The organism is Nonomuraea sp. MG754425 (genome assembly GCF_021699195.1).
Taxonomy (GTDB): domain Bacteria; phylum Actinomycetota; class Actinomycetes; order Streptosporangiales; family Streptosporangiaceae; genus Nonomuraea.
This window is the reverse complement of record NZ_SSXE01000095.1, coordinates 18,919-35,680: the sequence shown is the minus strand read 5'-3', so window position 1 is coordinate 35,680 and position 16,762 is coordinate 18,919. Positions and strand designations below refer to the sequence as shown.

The following is a 16,762-nucleotide window of genomic DNA, read 5'->3' as shown; positions in this document are numbered from 1 at the left end:
TTCCCGCCCCTGCTCGGGCGGCGCTGCTCGGGCGGCGCCGCGCGCCGATCAGGCGCGGGTGGCCGCCCGGCTCGCCGTCACACCACCAGGCCCGCTTCCGGCCGGGTGCGGGCCTGGTGGCCCGCCACGTGGTCCGCCACGCCCTCCGGGGCCCACGCGCCAGGTGACGAGCGTGACGGGTTCGCCGCCGCCCGCCGGCATCCGGTCCACGGCCACGGTGACCACGCCGGTCGATCGAGCCGCCGATCACCCCCGGCCGAGCGTATCGGCGGGCGGTCGAGGATCTTCATACGACCTTCCGCGCGGCCAGGATGCGCTACCGTTGTCGGTGGAGAATACCGTCGCCCGGGGTCCGGTCCAGATGCTCTGGTTCGCGCCCATCGGCGTGTATCGGATATCCTCCTCTGGCTGGCCGGTTGTCCCGGCATGCCCTCCGCCCGGTTGCATCAGCGGACAGGGCTATATCGACTGTTTAAAGGAGCGATACCGTGGCTTCCGTCTGCGATGTCTGCCGCAAGGGGCCGACCTTCGGCAACAACGTGTCCCACTCGCACCGCCGCACCCGCCGGCGCTGGAACCCCAACATCCAGACGGTTCGCGCGGTCATCGGCGGCACGCCGAAGAAGCTGAACGTGTGCACGTCGTGCATCAAGGCGGGCAAGGTCACCCGCTAGTTCCCACTTCCGCGAAGGCCCGCTCTCCCGCAAGGGGCAGCGGGCCTTCGGCGTTCTCGGGAACGACCGCGCCCGCCCCGGACGGCGTGGCCGTGTTCCGGCGGGGTCGGGGCCAGGCCAGGGCATTCAGGGCCGACGCGATCGGGTTCAGGCGTGATCCGGCTCGGGCGCGAACCGGATCGGACGTGATCTGACTCGGGCGCGATCGGGCTCGGCAGCGAACCGGATCAGGCGTGATCCGAAGCAGGCACCCGAGCCGGCGCAGGCCCAAGCCCAGGCGGGGGATGTCCCGAAGGAGGCGCGTCCCGGAGCGGGCCCGAGCGGGTGCGGGCGTCCCGAAGGGGGTGCGTCCCGGAGCAGGCCCGAGCGGTACGGGCCCGGACAGGTGCGGGTGTCCCGAAGGGGCGAGGCGGGCATGCGTTTGGGGGCGAGGTCGTCCTCGCCCCTCATGGCTCCGGGTCAGGCTCGCGGCGCGTTCAGGTGATGACGCACTCGCCCGCGACCAGGCCGCAGTTCTGCGCCTCGGAGCCCCTGCCGGTGGCCTTGAACGTGACCTGGACCGACGCCCCGGCCGCCAGCGACGCCGACACGTCGAGGATCAGCAGGTCACCGTCCTGCGTCCACTCGGCGCCGTCCACGTCGGTGACGCGCCCGTCCACGGGGACGGAGACCGTCGGGTTCTGGAGCGTCACCGGGGAGGTGTTCGAGAGCGTCAGATTGGCCGAGTACGAGGTGATGCGCTGCTGGATCGTCTGCTTGACGTTGACCGAGCCCGCGTTGCCCGTCTGCCCGAAGGTTCCCGTGGTGGGAGCGGGGGTGGCGGTGTTCTCGGTCGAGCCTCCGCCCCCTTCGGTGTCGGAGTCGTCCACGGTCGAGACCTCCTCGGTCGGCGTCTCCGAGACGCTCTCCTCGGCCGGCGACTCCTTCGTGTCCTCCTCGGGCTGGGCCGGCGTCTTCGTCCTGGACTTGCTCGGTGTGGGCGTGGGCGAGCTGGTCGTACGGGGCGGCGTGCGGACGTTGTAGGTGGCCGTCGGCGTGGGGGTCTCCGAGGGCTCGTCCTCCTTGGCCGTCGTCTCGTCGGCCGGGTCGTCCTCAGGCGCCTGCTCGGACTCCTCCTCCGTGGGCTCGGAGGCGACCGGGCCGGGCTGCCCGCTGGTGATCTGCACGGCGGCGCAGGTGGCGCCCTCGCACTTGCCCTGGTCGCCCGAGCTCACGAACTTGACGCCCGCCACGGTCCCGCCGAGCACGATGGCCACGGCGGCCACGGAGAGCAGGGCCACCCGGCCCTTGCCGGCTCCCGAGGAGGCGGCGAGCAGGTCGTCGCCGCCGCCACCGCCGCCGCGTCCCTGCTTGCGGCGGCCACGGCGGCCACGGGGTTCCTCGCCCGGGACGTCCGAGTCGTTCGACCAGCCGGAGCCGAGGAAGCCGGTCTCGGCCTCCGCCCACGCGGGGGCCATCGCGCTGGTCGGCTCGCCGGCCACCTTGACGTCGCCGGGCTCGGGCGGTCCGCCGAAGACGGGGCCCGGGGGCGCGTCGAACCTCGCCGTACGATCGCCGGGGCCGTCGAACGGGCCGGGGGCACCACCGGGGCCGTCGAACGGCCCGGGACCGCCGCCGGGCCCGCCGAACGGACCAGGACCGCCACCGGGTCCGTCGAACCGTCCAGGACCGTTGTCAGGCCCGCCGAACGGGCCGGGGTTACCGTCAGGCCCGCCGAACGGGCCCGGAGCGCCTCTGCCGGGGCCGTCGAACGGGCCGGGGTGGCCGGGCGGCGGGACCTCGTGGTCACGGGGCCGGTCGAAGAAGGCGGTGCGTTCCGCGGGCACGTCGAAGAAGCTCGTGCGCTCCGCGGCGCCGTCCAGGGGGGTCGGCCGGTCGAAGGGGTTGGGGCCCTGCGCACCGGGCGTCGCGTCCGGGCCGGCGAAGGGGTCGCCGGGCGGGACGGCGGGGAAGTCGCCCGTCGCGGGGCCGAAGTCGCCGGTCGCGGGGCCGGCGAAGTCGCGGCGGCCACCGGGCTGGTCCCACTCGGACGGGCGGACGAAGGCCCCGGTCGTCTCGAACGGGCCCGCCTCTTCCTCCCTGGGCCCCCTGTGCGGCGGCAAGGCACCCGCGGGACCGCCGGCGTGGTCGGTCGGCAGCGCGAAGGCCCCGGTGGTCTCGAACGGCTCGGGCTGCGGCCCGCGCGGGGCCGGCGTGTCGGCACGTCGCGGCATGGGGGCCCACTGCCCCGTCACCTCGGGCTGGTCCGGCAACGAGGGCCAGCCGGGCGGCTCGGCCTGCTCGTCAGGACCCCAGAAAGCGCTGCTGTTCCCCCGTTCGTCCCCGTCGTCGGATCCACCTGTGCCGTGGCGGCCCATGGCTGCCCTTTCTTGCCGGTTACAGTGGCCGCCAATCTTCATAACACCTTTACTACGCCGTTGTCACAGCAATCCCGCTAGTCATACCCCAAACGAGGAAAATTTCACTTAAATCGGGACAGATCATCACCGAAAGTGATCCCAGCCCCGACCTCGGATTTCTCGCCCGTAGACCAGCACGCCCGCCCCCTCGACCACCCGGCCCACCACCTGCCAGGCGGCCGGCAGCCGTACCTCGGGAGGGAACACCGCCGCCAGGGCGTGATCCTCGCCACCCGCGAGAACCCACTCCAGCGGATCGACCCCCAGTTCCTTGGCCGCCGCCGCCACCGGCTCGGCCACGGGGAACGCCTCGGGGTCCAGCTCGATGCCCACCCCGCTGGCCTCGGCGACGTGGCCGAGGTCCTGGAGCAGCCCGTCGCTGACGTCCAGCATGGCGGTGGCGCCCAGCTCGGCCGCCAGGGGCCCCATCGGGTACGGCGGGCACGGCCTGCGGTGCCCGGCCACGGCCTCCTGGAGCGCGGGGGTGTCGGCCGGCGCGCCCGACTCCAGCAGCGCCCATCCGGCCGCGGCGTACCCCAGCCGGCCCGCCACCGCGACCACCTGGCCGGGACGGGCCCCCGAGCGCCGCACCGGCGCCCTGCCGCCCAGGTCGCCGAGCGCGGTCACCCCGAGTACGACCAGGTCACAGCGGGTGACATCGCCCCCGGCCACGCTCGCGCCGACCGTCGCGCACTCGTCGGCGAAACCGTCGGCCAGCGCGTCGAGCCAGCTCAGGGGCAGGTCGGCGGGCAGGCCGAGCCCGACCACGAGCGAGGTCGGGACGGCGCCCATGGCGGCGACGTCGGCGAGGTTCTGGGCGGCGGCCTTGCGGCCCACGTCGTAGCCGCCGGACCAGTCGCGGCGGAAGTGCCGGCCTTCGAGCAGCAGGTCGGTCGAGACGACCACACGCGCGTCCGGCGCGCCGACGATGGCGGCATCGTCACCCGGCCCCAGGATTACCGCCGCACCCTGGGGCAGACGTGCGGTAATACGATTTACCACTCCGAATTCGCCGAGATCTCCGACTGTGATGACGCACCTCCTGACGCACACAGGGTACGGTGGCCCTTCGGCGTGATCGAATCGCCCGGGAGGACGTGATGGTGCAGGCCTACATCCTTATCCAGACCGAGGTCGGCAAGGCGGCCGCCGTGGCCCGCGAGATCTCCGGGATTCCCGGGGTCACGCAGGCGGAAGACGTGACGGGGCCGTACGACGTGATCGTGCGCGCGGAGGCCAGGAACGTCGATGAGCTGGGCAAGCTCGTCGTCGCCCAGATTCAGGCGGTCATCGGTATCACGCGTACGCTTACGTGTCCGATCGTCCACATTTGAAGGTAGTCGTCGTATGCGTGCCGCCGCCGCCCTGCTCGTTCTCCTGGCACTCGCCGGTTGCGGCGGCACCGTGCGGGTCGAGCCGCCCGTCCCGGCGGGCGAGGCGGTCGCGGCCTGCGACAGGCTGGCCACCCTGCTGCCCCGGTCTCTCGACGGGGACGAGCGCGGCACGTCCGCCCCCGAGTCGCCGTACGTCGCCGTGTGGGGCTCAGGCGTCATCGCGCTGCGCTGCGGAGTGCCCCGGCCGGTCAGGATGGCGCCCACCGACACGCTCCAGGAGATCGGCGGCGTGGGCTGGTTCGCCGATCCGGACCGGCCCGCGCTGTTCACGGCCGTGACCGACACCGCCTACGTGGAGGTCACGGTCGGCGGCGAGCACGTGCCCGCCGAGGTGCTGACCGACCTGTCGGAACCGATCGCGAAGATGTCACCGCAGGCCCGGTGAGCGCGACAGGGCGAGCTGGATGAGCCGGTCGACCAGCGCCGGGTAGGACAGCCCCGAGGCCGCCCAGAGCTGCGGCGCCACCGACAACGACGTGAACCCGGGCATCGTGTTGATCTCGTTGAAGACCACCTTGCCGTCGGGCGTGTAGAAGAAGTCGACCCGCGCGAGCCCCTCGCACTCCAGCGCCTCGAACGCGCGCACCGCCATCGCCCGCAACTCCTCGGCGGTCTCCTCCGGGATGTCGGCGGGCACGGTCAGCGACATCTGGTCGGGGTAGTACTTCGCCTCGAAGTCGAAGAACTCCTGGCCGCCCTCGACCCGCACCTCGCCCGGCATCGACGCGGCCGCCGGCTCGTCGCCCGGTGACTGCAGCACCGCGCACTCGATCTCGCGGCCGGCGATCGCGGCCTCGACGAGCACCTTGGGGTCGTGCTGCCGGGCCGCCTCCACCGCCGCCTCCAGCTCGGCCCGGTCGGCGGCCTTGGAGATGCCCTGCGAGGAACCGGCCCTGGCCGGCTTGACGAAGACCGGGTAGCCGAGTTCCTCGGCCTCCTTGAGCACCTGCTCGCGGTTGAGCCGCCAGTCGCGGTCGCGGATCGCGACGTACGGGCCGGTCGGCAGCCCGGCGGCGGCGATGACGGTCTTCATGTACGCCTTGTCCATGCCGACGGCGCTGGCCAGCACGCCGGAGCCGACGTAACGCACCCCCGCCATCTCCAGCAGCCCCTGGATGGTGCCGTCCTCGGCGTACGGGCCGTGCATGATCGGGAACACCACGTCGACCGAGCCCAGCTCGACGGGGATGCTGCCGGGGTCGTAGGCGACCAGCGAGCCGGAGCCGGAGGGCAGCGCCAGCGCCGCGCCGGCGGTGTCGACGACCGGCAGCTCGCCGGCCTCGATGGCGAACCGCTGGTCGGAGGCCGCCAGCACCCACCTGCCGTCCTGGGCGATCCCGATCGGGATCACTTCGTACTTGCTCCTGTCGATCGCATCCAGCACGCTGCCCGCGCCCATCAGGGACACGGCGTGCTCGGAATTGCGGCCTCCGAAAACGACGGCGACGCGTGGCTTGCTCATGGTGTCCGAATCTACCGGGGTGTCCCTGTCACAGCGAGTCGAGCACGCCGTATTCAGGTCATTCTCACAGGCCGTACCGCTCCGGCTTGGGCGAGCGGGACATGAGCAGCATGCCCGCCTCCGACGGCGACATGCCGTCGTGGACGACGCCGACGACCACCTCGGTGATCGGCATCTCGACGTCGTGCTTGCGCGCCAGCTCCAGGACGGACTCGCAGGACTTCACGCCCTCCGCCGTCTGCTTGGTGGCGGCGACGACCTCCTCCAGCGTCATGCCCCGGCCCAGGTTCTCCCCGAACGTGCGGTTGCGCGACAGCGGCGAGGTGCACGTGGCCACCAGGTCGCCCATGCCGGCCAGCCCCGCGAACGTGTGCGCGTCGGCCCCGAGCGCCGCCCCCAGGCGGGAGATCTCCGCCAGCCCCCTGGTGATGAGCATGGCGCTGACGTTGTCGCCCATGCCCATGCCCGCCGAGACGCCGACGGCCAGCGCGATCACGTTCTTCACCGCGCCGCCCAGCTCGACGCCGACCACGTCGGGGTTGGTGTACGGGCGGAACCACGGCGGCAGGTGGCAGATCGCCTGCAACCGCGCGGCCACCGACTCGTCGGTGCAGGCCACGACGGTGGCGGCGGGCTGGCGATGGGCGATCTCGGGCACCAGGTTCGGCCCCGAGACGACGGCGACCCGCTCCGCCGGCACCTCGGCCACCTCGCGGATCACCTCGCTCATGCGTTTGGTGGTGCCGAGCTCGATGCCCTTCATCAGGCTGACCAGCACCGCGCTGGGCGGGATCAGCTCGCGCCAGGCCGACAGGTTGGCGCGCAACGTCTGGGACGGCACGGCGAGCACGACGAAGCCGGCGCCGTCGAGGGCCTCGGCGGGGTCGGTCGTCGCCCGGAGCCCGGCGGGCAGGCTCACGCCTGGCAGGTAGTCGGGGTTGGCGTGGTCGCCGTTGATCGCGTCGACGACCTCCTGCCTGCGGCCCCACACCGTGGTCGGGCTGCCGGCCTCCGCCAGGATCATCGCGAACGTGGTGCCCCACGAGCCCGCGCCGAAAACGGCCACCTTCGTCATCGCGTCACCGTCCGGCCGGATCGTAGGGAGTCGCCGGCGCCTTCTCGCCGCGCAGTTCGGCGAGCTGCGCGGTGACGGCGGCCATGATGTCGGCGGTCGCGTCGCGCAGCACGTCGGCGTGCGCGGGCTTGCCCGCGTACTTCGACAGGTCCACCGGCGGCCCCACGCTCACGTGGAACGTCTTGCGCGGGAACAGCCGGGGCTTCTTCTCACCGTACGGCAGCAGCTCCTGTGCTCCCCAATGGGCCACCGGGATGACGGGCGCGCCGCTCTCCAGGGCCAGCCGGGCCGCGCCCGTCTTGCCCACCATGGGCCACAGGCCGGGATCGCGGGTGCAGGTGCCCTCGGGGTAGAACAGGATCGCGCACCCGTCGGCGAGCCGCTGGGCCGAGATGCGCAGCGACCTGGCCGCCTCGCTGCTGCCCCGCTCGACCGGGATGGCCAGCAGCCCCGTCACGGCCCGGCCCAGGAACGGCACCCGGAACAGGCCCGATTTCGCCAGGATCACCGGCCAGCGCCCGTTGTTGTAGAGGAAGTGCGACAGCAGCAGCGGATCGGCCCACGACAGATGGTTGGCCACGATGATCACCCCGCCGGTGCGCGGGATGCGCTCGCCCTTGCGCCAGTCGCGCTTGACCAGGAGCCGCGACAGCGGTTTCACCATGACGACGGCGAAGGTCTCCCAAAAACGCGATGGTCGCGTGGGGCGGCTCATGCTCTCCTCCAACACGTACGGGATGCGTCCCCAAGTCTCCCGGTTGGCCGCGTGGGATGTCGAGGCGCGATGCTTAACCCTATGAGCATCCGCTGGTCCCTGGTCATTCCGGTGAAGACGCTGGTCGCGGCGAAGACCCGGCTGGCCGCCGCGACCGGCCCGCACCGCACCCGCCTGGCCGTGGCCGTGGCCTGCGACACCGTCGCGGCGGCGCTGGCCTGCCCGCCGGTCGCGCGGGTGATCGTCGTGACGGCCGATCCCGCCGCCGCCGGGCCGCTCGGCGCGCTCGGCGCCGACGTGGTGACCGACCCCGACCGGGGGCTGAACACGGCGTTGCGCACGGGGGCGGCGCACGCCGTACGCGTGGCGCCCGGCGACGCGGTGGGCGCGCTGCAGGCCGACCTGCCCGCCCTGCGCCCGGCCGAGCTGCGGCTGGCGTTGGAGGCGGCGGCCGAGTTCGACCACTCGTTCGTGCCCGACGCGCTCGACGTCGGCACGACCTTCTACGGGGTGCGTCCCGGCAGGCCGTTCGAGCCCCGGTTCGGCGGGGAGTCGCGGGCCAAGCACCTGGCCGGCGGGGCCAAGGAGCTGTGCCTGCCCGGTATCGCCTCGGTCCGGCGGGACGTCGACACGCCCGACGACCTGCGCGCGGCCGTCGCGCTGGGGCTGGGCCGGCACACGGCGGCGGTGGTCGCCGAGTTGTGGCCGGACGCGGGCGTCACCCCGCCCGTCTGACGGCCGGGGCCGCGACGATCACGAGGGACGCCAGCCCGAGCAGGATCACGCCGGCGGCGAACACGCCGTAACCGCCCAGCCACGCCCCCAGCGCGCCGCCCGCCAGCCCGCCCAGCGGCATGGCGCCCCACATGAGGAACCGCATGCTGGCGTTGACGCGGCCCAGGAGATGTCCGGGGGTGATGCGCTGGCGGTAGCTGAGCTGGGCCACGTTGAAGATCACCCCGACGGCGGACGCCAGGGCCGAGGAGACGGCGAGGACCAGCAGCCGCCCGCCGGGCCCGGTGGCCAGGGCGGGCAGTTGCAGCACCGCGATGAGCGCCGAGGAGCCGTACAGGGTGGCGCCGACGCCGTGGCGCAGGGTCGTCCGCGCCGCCAGCGGCGCTCCCGCCAGCCCGCCGACGGCCGGCGCCGACAGCAGCAGGCCGTAGGTCGTCGCGTCCACGCCGAGTTCCACGACGAGGTAGAGCGGGTGGCCGACGGCGCAGACGCCCAGGGCGACCCGGGTCACCGCGCCGCTGAGGGCGACCCTGACCAGGACCGGGTCCCGCAGCACGAACGCGATGCCCGCGCGTGCCTGCCTCCATAACCCGCGCTCCGGCTCCGCTCGGCCCGCGCCGCCCGGCTCCGGCCGTTCCCGCGCGCGGATGCCGGACAGCAGCGCCCCCGACAGCAGGTAGCCGACGGCGTCGGCCAGCAGCGCGAACGGGGCCGTGAGCACGCTCACCATCCACCCGCCCAGCCCCGGCCCCGACAACACCGAGAGCTGCCGGACGACCTCCAGCCGCCCGTTGGCCCGCTCCAGGCGCTCGCTGGGCACGAGAGCGGGCAGCAGGCTCATCTGGCCCACGTCGTGGAACACCGTGCCCACGCCCAGCACCAGCGCGACCGCGTACAGGTGGGGCAGCGTGAGCGCCCCCGGCAGCGCGGCGGCCGGCACGGTCAGCAGGGCCACGCCCCTGACCAGGTCGGACCAGACGAGGATCGGGCGGCGGCGCACCCGGTCCACCCAGACCCCGGCGGGCAGCCCGATCAGGAGGAATGCGGCGGTCTGCACGGCCGACAGCAAGCCGAGTTGGACGGCGTCGGCGCGCAGGGTGAGGACGGCGGTCAGGGGGAGGGCGACGATCGTGACCTGGGTGCCGACGTGGGTGAACCCGTTCGCCCAGATGAACCGCCGGAAATCCCCCGGATGCCCCATGTCGCGAGCATCCGTGCTCGTTCCCGGCCGGGCAACCGATTACCCTGAAGGCGTGCAGGCGACCGTACGCAGCTTCGACGAGACCACCCGCTCGGGCACGGTGTTCCTCGACGACGGCACGGTGCTGGAGTTCGGCGCTCCCGCCTTCGACGCGGGCCCGCTGCGGCTGCTGCGCACGGGCCAGCGGGTCAACCTCGTGAGCGCCGGCGGGCGGATCACCTACATCACGCTCTCGACGTTCCCCGTGCCCGACGCCTGACGCGCGGGCCGGGAAAACGTCACGCCCGGGCCGTGGCCCGGGCGTGCTGGTCCAACCGTCAGCCTTTTTTACTTCCTCTTGCCGATTTTCTTCCCGCCCTCGTTCACGAGTTCTTTGAAATCGGATCCGGGACGGAACTTCGGCGCCCAGCTCTCCGCGACGTGGATTTCCGCTCCGGTCGACGGATTGCGCGCCGTACGAGCGGGCTTGTTCACCATCTCGAACGCGCCGAAGCCCGTGATCGAGACCTTGTCACCGCCGGACACGGCCTTCTGGATGGCGTCGATGACCGCGTTGACGGCCTCGGTGGCCGTCTTCCTGTCGCCCACCCGATCCGCGATGGCCTCGACGAGTTCTCGCTTGTTCATGAAAGTCCTGCTCCCCCAGTTACGGCTCGGGGTTTCCGCGCACGAACTCCGGCGTAGAAACCCCTTACGCGCACGAAAGTAGGCGGGATCGCGAGGGAACTCAATCACCGTGCGTGTTTTCTTCCGCGCGTGGCGTGTCGGCGGACCCGTGCGACACCTCGTCGAGAGCGGCCAGAAACGCCTCCAGACGGGCGGCGGCCCTTTCCGGATCGCGCTTGGCCAGGTCGCAGATCGCGAGATGGCGGCGCGCGTGACGTTCCCTGTCGGCGGCGGGCAGCATGCGGACGCGGCGGTGCGCATCGCGCAACCGCCGCGCCAGTTCGTCGTCTTCTAGACGGTCGTCGGCAGCCATGGCTGCCGACCATTCTCGTACGCCGCCACGTCGTCGCCGTGACGCAGGGTCAGCCCGATGTCGTCGAGCCCCTCCATGAGCCGCCAGCGGGTGTAGTCGTCGATCTCGAACGACACGACCTCATCGGCCCAGCGGACCTGGCGCTCGACCAGGTCGACGGTCACCTGCAGCTTCGGGTCCGCCTCGACTGCGGTCTGCAGCGCCTCGACCTTCTCGCCGGGCAGGATGACCGGCAGCAGGCCCATCTTGGTGGAGTTGTTGCGGAAGATGTCGCCGAAGCGGGCGGCGATCACGGCGCGGAACCCGTACTGCTGCAGCGCCCACACGGCGTGCTCGCGGGAGGAGCCGGTGCCGAAGTCGGGGCCGGAGACCAGGATCGAGCCGCCCTCGTAGGCCGGGTCGTTCAGCACGAACGTCGGGTCCTCCCGCCAGGCGGCGAACAGGCCCTTCTCGAACCCGGTGCGGCTGACCTGCTTGAGCCAGACGGCCGGGATGATCTGGTCGGTGTCGACGTTGCTGCGGCGCAGCGGCACCGCCGTACCGGCGTGGGTGGTGAAGGCTTCCATGGACGTGTTCTCCCTTACAGGTCGGCGGGCGCGGTCAGGCGGCCGGTGACGGCGGTCGCGGCGGCGACCTGCGGCGACACCAGGTGGGTGCGGCCACCCTTGCCCTGGCGGCCTTCGAAGTTGCGGTTGGAGGTGGAGGCGCTGCGCTCGCCGGGCTTGAGTGTGTCGGGGTTCATGCCCAGGCACATCGAGCAGCCGGCCTCGCGCCATTCGGCTCCGGCGGCCTTGAACACCTCGTGCAGGCCCTCCTCCTCGGCCTGCTTCTTGACCATCATCGAGCCGGGGACGATGAGCGTGCGCGTCGTGACCTGGCGGCCGCGCAGGATCTCGGCGGCCGAGCGCAGGTCCTCGATGCGGCCGTTGGTGCACGAGCCGACGAACACGGTGTCGACCTCGATCTCGCGCAGCGGCGTGCCGGCGGCCAGGCCCATGTACTCCAGGGCGCGCTCGGCGGCCGACCGCGCGACCGGGTCGTCGAAGGACTCGGGGCTCGGGACGGACGCGCCCAGCGGCAGGCCCTGGCCCGGGTTGGTGCCCCACGTGACGAACGGGGTCAGCGTCGAGGCGTCGATCTCCACGACCTTGTCGAACACGGCGTCGTCGTCGGTGCGCAGCGACTTCCAGTACGTCACCGCCTGGTCCCACGCCTGGCCCTCGGGGGCGTGCGTGCGGCCCTTGAGGTAGGCGAACGTGGTCTCGTCGGGGGCGATCATGCCGGCGCGGGCGCCCGCCTCGATCGACATGTTGCAGACCGTCATGCGGCCCTCCATGGAGAGCTTGCGCACGGCCTCGCCGCGGTACTCGACGATGTAGCCCTGGCCGCCGCCGGTGCCGATCTTGGCGATGATGGCCAGGATCAGGTCCTTGGCCGTGACGCCGACGGGCAGTTCGCCCGAGACCTCGATGGCCATCGTCTTGGGACGGTAGGCGGGCAGCGTCTGCGTGGCCAGCACGTGCTCGACCTCGGAGGTGCCGATGCCGAACGCGATGCCGCCGAACGCGCCGTGCGTGGAGGTGTGGGAGTCGCCGCACACGATCGTCATGCCGGGCTGGGTGAGGCCGAACTGCGGGCCGATGATGTGCACCACGCCCTGACCGGCGTCGCCCATCGGGTGCAGGCGGATGCCGAACTCGGCGGCGTTCTTGCGCAGCGTCTCGACCTGGGTCTTGGAGACCGGGTCGGCGATGGGGCCGAGCACCGTGGGGACGTTGTGGTCCTCGGTGGCGATGGTGAGATCGGGTCGCCGCACCTTCCGGCCGGCGAGACGGAGCCCGTCGAACGCCTGCGGGCTGGTCACCTCGTGAATGAGGTGCAGGTCGATATAGAGCAGGTCCGGTTCGCCCTCCGCGCGACGGACTACGTGCTGCTCCCAGACCTTCTCGGCCAGTGTGCGGCCCATGATCTCCTCCTTGAGATTCCTCCGACTTGCTTTCTCATATGTCGAGACTGCAGTATCGGTGTATGGACAACTCTAGCGGAGTCGGAGTACTCGACAAGGCAGTTCTTGTACTCAATGCCCTGGAAGCGGGCCCCGCTTCACTGGCTCAGCTCGTCCAGGCCACCGGCCTGGCCCGACCCACTGCCCACCGGTTGGCCGTCGCCCTCGAGCATCACCGCATTGTGACTCGTGACACACAGGGCCGGTTCGTGCTCGGCCCGCGGCTTTCCGAGTTGTCCACCGCGGCCGGTGAGGATCGGCTGCTGGCGGTGGCCGCCCCCGTGCTCATGCAGCTCAGGGACCTCACCGGCGAGAGTGCCCAACTGTATCGCCGGCAAGGTGACGAGCGGGTTTGCGTGGCCGCGGCCGAACGGGCCAGCGGCCTGCGTGACACCGTTCCCGTGGGTTCCGCGCTGCCAATGACGGCTGGTTCGGCGGCGCAGATCCTGCTGGCCTGGGAGGAGCCCGATCGGCTGCACCGCGGGTTGCGCGGCGCCAAGTTCACCGCCGCCACGCTCGCCTCCGTACGCCGCCGGGGCTGGGCGCACAGCGTCGGCGAGCGTGAGCAGGGAGTGGCCAGCGTCTCGGCGCCGATAAGGGGCAGCGGCGGCAAGGTGATCGCGTCCGTGTCCGTCTCCGGACCCATCGAACGGCTCACGCGCGCACCCGGACGGCTGCACGCCGTACCGGTGATGGCCGCCGCCGAACGGATCACCGAGGCGATGCGCCGCACGTCATGATCGGGAAAAGGATGTATTTGGGGAGCCGACTGCCTCGTGCGCGCACTAGCCTGAGTGCGTGACAGATCGCATCGAGGTAGCCGCCACTGAGCTGCGACCCCTGCTCGAAGAGTTCATCATGTGGGCGCGTGCGAACGCCCCTGGGAGCGACCCCGAGCTCGTGGGGCCCGCAGCCCTGTGGCACCGTCTCGCCTTCTCGCAGGATCTCGGCACGTGGAAGCGTGCCGACCTGCGTAACCTGCTGCTCGACCGCATGCCCAAGGTCGTGGAGGATCCCGACGCCGCAGCCGACGGAATGCTCCCGGCCGTTGAGGCGTACCTGACGTTCCTCTCCCAGACCGGCCGGCTGAACAAGGGCTCGGACAGCCTCGCCGATCTGCAGGCCGAGCTGGACGACGTCGAGGACGAGTTCGTCGATCTCATGGAGGAGCTGCTCGACGACACCGAGGGCGTAGACGACGAGGAGGAGGCCGGCGACCTGGGCGACTTCGAGTCGTTCGCCGACGAACTGGCCGAACTCGACACGATCAGGCTGCGGCCCGACTCCGAGCTCGCCGAGGCGGCCCGCCAGGCGCCGCTGATCGCCAAGGCCCGCGATCTGGCCGTCTGGGTGGGATCAGGCCGCAAGGTCGGCGAGGAGACACTCCTCAGCGACGACGAGGTCGAGGAGGCGCTGACCGCCTCCGGCCTGCCCCGGCCGGAGACCGACGGCCCCGTGGCCGAGGCCGTCCCCCAGCTCTGGAACATCTGGAACCTCGCGGTCGACCTGGAGTTCCTCGAACCGGGCGAGGCGGGCACGGTGGCCGTCCAGGACGACACCGCCGAGTGGCCGTTCGACGACGACGAGGACGTGCTCGACGCCTGGATGCTCGGGCTCCACTCGGTCGACTACGGCGACCCGGAGCTCGAGGACGACGACCTCACGATGGCCCTGGCCGGCCTGACCCGGGGCCTGCTGGTCCGGCTGCTGCTGGCCGGCGGCTCGCGTGAGCGCGACGAGCTGGCCCGCGACCTGTCCGAGGCCGCGGCCGACCTCGACGAGCTGGGAGCCGACGCGTGGGAGGCGGCGGGCGACCCGCTCGCGCCCGCCATCGACTGGCTGACCGGCTACGGCATGGTCGAGACCGAGGGCGACGTCGTCCGCCTCACGCCGCTCGGCACCGAGGGCGTCGTGCACCTCATCGACGACGCCGACATCGAGGTCGACGCGCGCCCGGCGATCGAGTCCATGAGCGCCCACGAGCTGCTCGCGCTCAGCGCGGAGCTGCCCGAGGACGAGGCCGACGCCGAGTTCGCCGCCTGGATGCGGCTCAGGGAGCCGGGCAGGGCCGCCGAGGAGTTGCTGGAGGCCGCCGCCGAGGACGACAGCGACGCGCTGATCAGGGTGCAGGCGGCCAGCATCGTCGGCACGCTCGGCGAGGCCGCCGTCCCGGCCTGGCAGGCCGCGCTCAAGCAGTCGTCGCTGCGACCGTACGCGGCGACCCACCTGAGCCAGCTCGAGGTCGAGGGCGCCCCCGAACCCACCCAGGACGACACCCACTGGCTCATCCTCGACATGTGGACGATCTCGGCGGGGCTGGGGCGCTCGGAGTTCGTCTCCAGCCTGCAGGACATCGGGCCGGACATGGTCAACAGCCTGCTCGAGGTGATCTGGAAGATCCCGCACGCGCACGTGGAGGAGCTGCTCGACCTGATCTCCCAGGTGCACCCCGACAAGCAGGTCGCCAAGGCGGCCCGCCGCGCCCTGTTCAAGGCCCGCTCGTTGTGATCGCCCGGCCGCTCCCGCCGTCCAGGTGGCGGGAGCGGCCGGCGCGGGAATCGACGGCCGTGGGGGAAACACAAAAACGCCCCGGGCGCTTGCGCACCGGAGCGTACTTGCTGCAGACGTAGTCCCGACCGGATTCGAACCGGCGCTACCGCCTTGAGAGGGCGGCGTCCTGGGCCACTAGACGACGGGACCTTCGTGAAGCTTGTGGCAGTGGTAGTCCCGACCGGATTCGAACCGGCGCTACCGCCTTGAGAGGGCGGCGTCCTGGGCCACTAGACGACGGGACCCTGTCCACAAGCTGCTGTGCCGGGCCTCCCCGGCAACGCAGGTAACTCTACCGCACCCGGAAGACCACACCAAACCGCTTATCCGCCCATGAGATCGGCCCTGTAGCGCCGTACCCAGTCCCCCATCGGGCCGAGCTGCCACTGCGGATCGAACTCCCCGAGCGGGATCGTCACCTCGGGCCGGCCCGTCCCCGGATCGACCGGGACGCGGGCCAGCCGCTCGCGCATCCACCGGGGGATCCGGGGCGGCACGCTGCGCTCGCCCCAGCCGACGAGGCCGGCCGAGCGCAGCGCCTGGACCCGCGCCCGCGCCGCTCCCGGACGGCCGAGCAGGCGCGGGTCCCCGAGCTGGGTCTCGACGACGCCGATCCTGGTGATGTCGGGCCAGCGCAGGCGGACGCGGAACCCGTAGGAGTCGGTCAGCTCGACCCCGTCGGCGGAGAAGCGCGCGACGGTGCCCGAGGCCAGCCGCCGGTATTTGCCGACGAGCACGGCGACCAGCACGCCGGTGGCCGATGCCGCGATGACGACGCCCAGCGGGGTGCTGTTGGTGAAGATCGCGCCGAGCAGCAGGCAGGCGGCGAAGAAGAGGACGAGCGGGGCGACGAACGGAACCAGGAAGCGCGGGAGACTGCCCGCGCGGATGCGAAACTCAGCCATAGGTGGGGTGGGACTCTACCCGACGGGTTTCCGTCCCGCCTCAGCCGGTGAGCAGGCCGCGGCGGTAGCCCTCGCCGACGGCGGCGGCGCGGTCGCGGACGTCGAGCTTGGCGTAGATGTGCAGCAGGTGCGTCTTCACGCTGGCCTCGCTGATGAACAGGCGGGCCGCCGCCTCCTTGTTCGTGGCCCCGTCGGCCACCAGGCGCAGCACCTCCAGCTCGCGCTTGCTCAGCCTGCCCCTGGCGGGCCTGCGCAGATGGTCGGCCAGGCGGCCGGCCACGGCGGGGGCGAGCACGGTCTCGCCGCGGTGGGTGGCGCGGACGGCGCGGATCAGCTCGTCCGGCGGGGCGTCCTTGAGCAGGTAGCCGCTGGCGCCGGCTTCGAGCGCCGGCAGGACGTCGGTGTCGAACGTGGTCAGCACCAGCACCCTCGGCCCGGTGCCGCGCAGCAGGCGGATGGCGCTCACCCCGTCGAGTCCGGGCATGCGCAGGTCCATGAGGACGACGTCGGGGGCGAGTTCGGCGGCCAGCCGCACGGCCGTCTCGCCGTCGGCCGCCTCCCCGACGATCTCCAGGTCGGGTTCCGCCCCGAGCGCCCCGCGCAGCCCGTCGCGCACGATCGGGTGATCGTCGGCGATCAGCAGCCGTAGTGACATCGCTCCCCCTCCT

19 protein-coding genes and 2 tRNA genes are annotated in these 16,762 nt (G+C 72.1%); 7 read left to right on the top strand and 14 right to left on the bottom strand.

Features of this window, described 5'->3' with window-relative positions:
- Positions 1 to 488: 488 nt before the first annotated feature.
- Positions 489 to 674: a 50S ribosomal protein L28 gene (gene rpmB, locus FAF44_RS29555; protein ID WP_049556934.1), complete on the top strand. Its 186-nt coding sequence runs from the start codon at positions 489 to 491 to the stop codon at positions 672 to 674.
- Between the two features lie 476 nt (positions 675 to 1,150).
- Here rpmB and FAF44_RS29550 read toward each other — a convergent pair whose 3' ends face one another.
- The gene (locus FAF44_RS29550) at positions 1,151 to 3,031 is read right to left on the bottom strand and encodes a hypothetical protein (protein ID WP_237106575.1); all 1,881 of its coding nucleotides are present in this window, start codon (positions 3,029 to 3,031) and stop codon (positions 1,151 to 1,153) included.
- Between the two features lie 126 nt (positions 3,032 to 3,157).
- On the bottom strand, positions 3,158 to 4,126 hold the full coding sequence (locus FAF44_RS29545) for a thiamine-phosphate kinase (protein ID WP_308193402.1): 969 nt from the start codon (positions 4,124 to 4,126) through the stop codon (positions 3,158 to 3,160).
- A gap of 47 nt (positions 4,127 to 4,173) precedes the next feature.
- On the opposite strand from FAF44_RS29545, the gene FAF44_RS29540 reads away from it, so the two are divergent.
- Positions 4,174 to 4,407, top strand: a complete 234-nt coding sequence (locus FAF44_RS29540; RefSeq protein ID WP_237106570.1) for an Lrp/AsnC family transcriptional regulator — start codon at positions 4,174 to 4,176, stop codon at positions 4,405 to 4,407.
- A gap of 13 nt (positions 4,408 to 4,420) precedes the next feature.
- Complete coding sequence (locus tag FAF44_RS29535) at positions 4,421 to 4,852, top strand: DUF3515 family protein (protein ID WP_237106569.1); 432 nt, start codon at positions 4,421 to 4,423, stop codon at positions 4,850 to 4,852.
- Here the strand turns inward: FAF44_RS29535 and FAF44_RS29530 are convergent.
- The 3 genes from FAF44_RS29530 to FAF44_RS29520 form a co-directional block, all read right to left on the bottom strand.
- Positions 4,835 to 5,929 carry a D-alanine--D-alanine ligase family protein gene (locus tag FAF44_RS29530; RefSeq protein ID WP_237106568.1) on the bottom strand — a complete coding sequence of 365 codons (1,095 nt, stop codon included), beginning with the start codon at positions 5,927 to 5,929 and terminating at the stop codon, positions 4,835 to 4,837. The genes FAF44_RS29535 and FAF44_RS29530 overlap by 18 nt on opposite strands.
- Before the next feature lie 64 nt (positions 5,930 to 5,993).
- On the bottom strand, positions 5,994 to 7,004 hold the full coding sequence (locus FAF44_RS29525; protein WP_237106567.1) for an NAD(P)H-dependent glycerol-3-phosphate dehydrogenase: 1,011 nt from the start codon (positions 7,002 to 7,004) through the stop codon (positions 5,994 to 5,996).
- 4 nt (positions 7,005 to 7,008) lie between these two features.
- Positions 7,009 to 7,668: a 1-acyl-sn-glycerol-3-phosphate acyltransferase gene (locus FAF44_RS29520; RefSeq protein ID WP_237106566.1), complete on the bottom strand. Its 660-nt coding sequence runs from the start codon at positions 7,666 to 7,668 to the stop codon at positions 7,009 to 7,011.
- Between the two features lie 132 nt (positions 7,669 to 7,800).
- Between FAF44_RS29520 and cofC the strand changes: the two genes are divergently transcribed.
- Complete coding sequence (cofC, locus tag FAF44_RS29515) at positions 7,801 to 8,454, top strand: 2-phospho-L-lactate guanylyltransferase (RefSeq protein ID WP_237106565.1); 654 nt, start codon at positions 7,801 to 7,803, stop codon at positions 8,452 to 8,454.
- On the opposite strand, the gene FAF44_RS29510 is transcribed toward cofC, so the two are convergent.
- Positions 8,438 to 9,655: an MFS transporter gene (locus FAF44_RS29510; RefSeq protein ID WP_237106564.1), complete on the bottom strand. Its 1,218-nt coding sequence runs from the start codon at positions 9,653 to 9,655 to the stop codon at positions 8,438 to 8,440. The genes cofC and FAF44_RS29510 overlap by 17 nt on opposite strands.
- 52 nt (positions 9,656 to 9,707) lie before the next feature.
- Here FAF44_RS29510 and FAF44_RS29505 point away from each other — a divergent pair, with 52 nt between their 5' ends.
- Entirely contained in the window at positions 9,708 to 9,914 is a 207-nt protein-coding gene (locus tag FAF44_RS29505) for a hypothetical protein (RefSeq protein ID WP_237106563.1), read from the top strand.
- 68 nt (positions 9,915 to 9,982) lie between these two features.
- Here the strand turns inward: FAF44_RS29505 and FAF44_RS29500 are convergent, their stop codons facing one another.
- From FAF44_RS29500 to leuC, 4 genes are all read right to left on the bottom strand, one after another.
- Positions 9,983 to 10,282, bottom strand: a complete 300-nt coding sequence (locus FAF44_RS29500; protein WP_237106574.1) for an HU family DNA-binding protein — start codon at positions 10,280 to 10,282, stop codon at positions 9,983 to 9,985.
- Positions 10,283 to 10,382: 100 nt separating this feature from the next.
- Positions 10,383 to 10,634 carry a hypothetical protein gene (locus FAF44_RS29495; protein ID WP_237106562.1) on the bottom strand — a complete coding sequence of 84 codons (252 nt, stop codon included), beginning with the start codon at positions 10,632 to 10,634 and terminating at the stop codon, positions 10,383 to 10,385.
- Positions 10,613 to 11,200 (bottom strand): 3-isopropylmalate dehydratase small subunit, encoded by a 588-nt coding sequence (leuD, locus tag FAF44_RS29490; RefSeq protein WP_237106561.1) that lies wholly within the window; start codon positions 11,198 to 11,200, stop codon positions 10,613 to 10,615. The genes FAF44_RS29495 and leuD overlap by 22 nt, the downstream gene beginning before the upstream one ends.
- Before the next feature lie 14 nt (positions 11,201 to 11,214).
- Positions 11,215 to 12,600, bottom strand: coding sequence for a 3-isopropylmalate dehydratase large subunit (leuC, locus tag FAF44_RS29485; protein WP_237106560.1), 1,386 nt, complete (start codon positions 12,598 to 12,600; stop codon positions 11,215 to 11,217).
- A 62-nt stretch (positions 12,601 to 12,662) separates the two neighbouring features.
- On the opposite strand from leuC, the gene FAF44_RS29480 reads away from it, so the two are divergent.
- Both FAF44_RS29480 and FAF44_RS29475 read left to right on the top strand, forming a co-directional pair.
- Positions 12,663 to 13,379 carry an IclR family transcriptional regulator gene (locus FAF44_RS29480; RefSeq protein ID WP_237106573.1) on the top strand — a complete coding sequence of 239 codons (717 nt, stop codon included), beginning with the start codon at positions 12,663 to 12,665 and terminating at the stop codon, positions 13,377 to 13,379.
- 58 nt (positions 13,380 to 13,437) lie between these two features.
- Complete coding sequence (locus FAF44_RS29475) at positions 13,438 to 15,147, top strand: hypothetical protein (RefSeq protein WP_237106559.1); 1,710 nt, start codon at positions 13,438 to 13,440, stop codon at positions 15,145 to 15,147.
- A gap of 119 nt (positions 15,148 to 15,266) precedes the next feature.
- Here FAF44_RS29475 and FAF44_RS29470 read toward each other — a convergent pair.
- The 4 genes from FAF44_RS29470 to FAF44_RS29455 all read right to left on the bottom strand — a co-directional run bounded on the left by FAF44_RS29470 (position 15,267) and on the right by FAF44_RS29455 (position 16,749).
- Positions 15,267 to 15,339: transfer RNA gene (locus FAF44_RS29470), tRNA-Glu, on the bottom strand.
- Between the two features lie 19 nt (positions 15,340 to 15,358).
- A tRNA-Glu gene (locus tag FAF44_RS29465) sits at positions 15,359 to 15,434 on the bottom strand.
- 78 nt (positions 15,435 to 15,512) lie between these two features.
- A complete protein-coding gene (locus tag FAF44_RS29460) occupies positions 15,513 to 16,094 on the bottom strand; it encodes a hypothetical protein (protein ID WP_237106558.1) in 582 nt (193 codons plus the stop codon).
- A 40-nt stretch (positions 16,095 to 16,134) separates the two neighbouring features.
- Positions 16,135 to 16,749 carry a response regulator transcription factor gene (locus FAF44_RS29455; RefSeq protein ID WP_237106557.1) on the bottom strand — a complete coding sequence of 205 codons (615 nt, stop codon included), beginning with the start codon at positions 16,747 to 16,749 and terminating at the stop codon, positions 16,135 to 16,137.
- Positions 16,750 to 16,762 lie beyond the last annotated feature (13 nt).

What these genes read in the sequence shown, in the direction of transcription:
- FAF44_RS29480 (WP_237106573.1), top strand. Translation starts at nt 12,663, where the DNA reads ATGGACAACTCTAGCGGAGTCGGAGTACTCGACAAGGCAGTTCTTGTA.
- leuD (WP_237106561.1), bottom strand. Translation starts at nt 11,200, where the DNA reads ATGGAAGCCTTCACCACCCACGCCGGTACGGCGGTGCCGCTGCGCCGC.
- FAF44_RS29525 (WP_237106567.1), bottom strand. Translation starts at nt 7,004, where the DNA reads ATGACGAAGGTGGCCGTTTTCGGCGCGGGCTCGTGGGGCACCACGTTC.
- FAF44_RS29500 (WP_237106574.1), bottom strand. Translation starts at nt 10,282, where the DNA reads ATGAACAAGCGAGAACTCGTCGAGGCCATCGCGGATCGGGTGGGCGAC.
- leuC (WP_237106560.1), bottom strand. Translation starts at nt 12,600, where the DNA reads ATGGGCCGCACACTGGCCGAGAAGGTCTGGGAGCAGCACGTAGTCCGT.
- FAF44_RS29530 (WP_237106568.1), bottom strand. Translation starts at nt 5,929, where the DNA reads ATGAGCAAGCCACGCGTCGCCGTCGTTTTCGGAGGCCGCAATTCCGAG.
- FAF44_RS29455 (WP_237106557.1), bottom strand. Translation starts at nt 16,749, where the DNA reads ATGTCACTACGGCTGCTGATCGCCGACGATCACCCGATCGTGCGCGAC.
- FAF44_RS29495 (WP_237106562.1), bottom strand. Translation starts at nt 10,634, where the DNA reads ATGGCTGCCGACGACCGTCTAGAAGACGACGAACTGGCGCGGCGGTTG.
- FAF44_RS29510 (WP_237106564.1), bottom strand. Translation starts at nt 9,655, where the DNA reads ATGGGGCATCCGGGGGATTTCCGGCGGTTCATCTGGGCGAACGGGTTC.
- FAF44_RS29550 (WP_237106575.1), bottom strand. Translation starts at nt 3,031, where the DNA reads ATGGGCCGCCACGGCACAGGTGGATCCGACGACGGGGACGAACGGGGG.
- FAF44_RS29520 (WP_237106566.1), bottom strand. Translation starts at nt 7,668, where the DNA reads ATGGTGAAACCGCTGTCGCGGCTCCTGGTCAAGCGCGACTGGCGCAAG.
- cofC (WP_237106565.1), top strand. Translation starts at nt 7,801, where the DNA reads ATGAGCATCCGCTGGTCCCTGGTCATTCCGGTGAAGACGCTGGTCGCG.
- FAF44_RS29535 (WP_237106569.1), top strand. Translation starts at nt 4,421, where the DNA reads ATGCGTGCCGCCGCCGCCCTGCTCGTTCTCCTGGCACTCGCCGGTTGC.
- FAF44_RS29460 (WP_237106558.1), bottom strand. Translation starts at nt 16,094, where the DNA reads ATGGCTGAGTTTCGCATCCGCGCGGGCAGTCTCCCGCGCTTCCTGGTT.
- FAF44_RS29540 (WP_237106570.1), top strand. Translation starts at nt 4,174, where the DNA reads ATGGTGCAGGCCTACATCCTTATCCAGACCGAGGTCGGCAAGGCGGCC.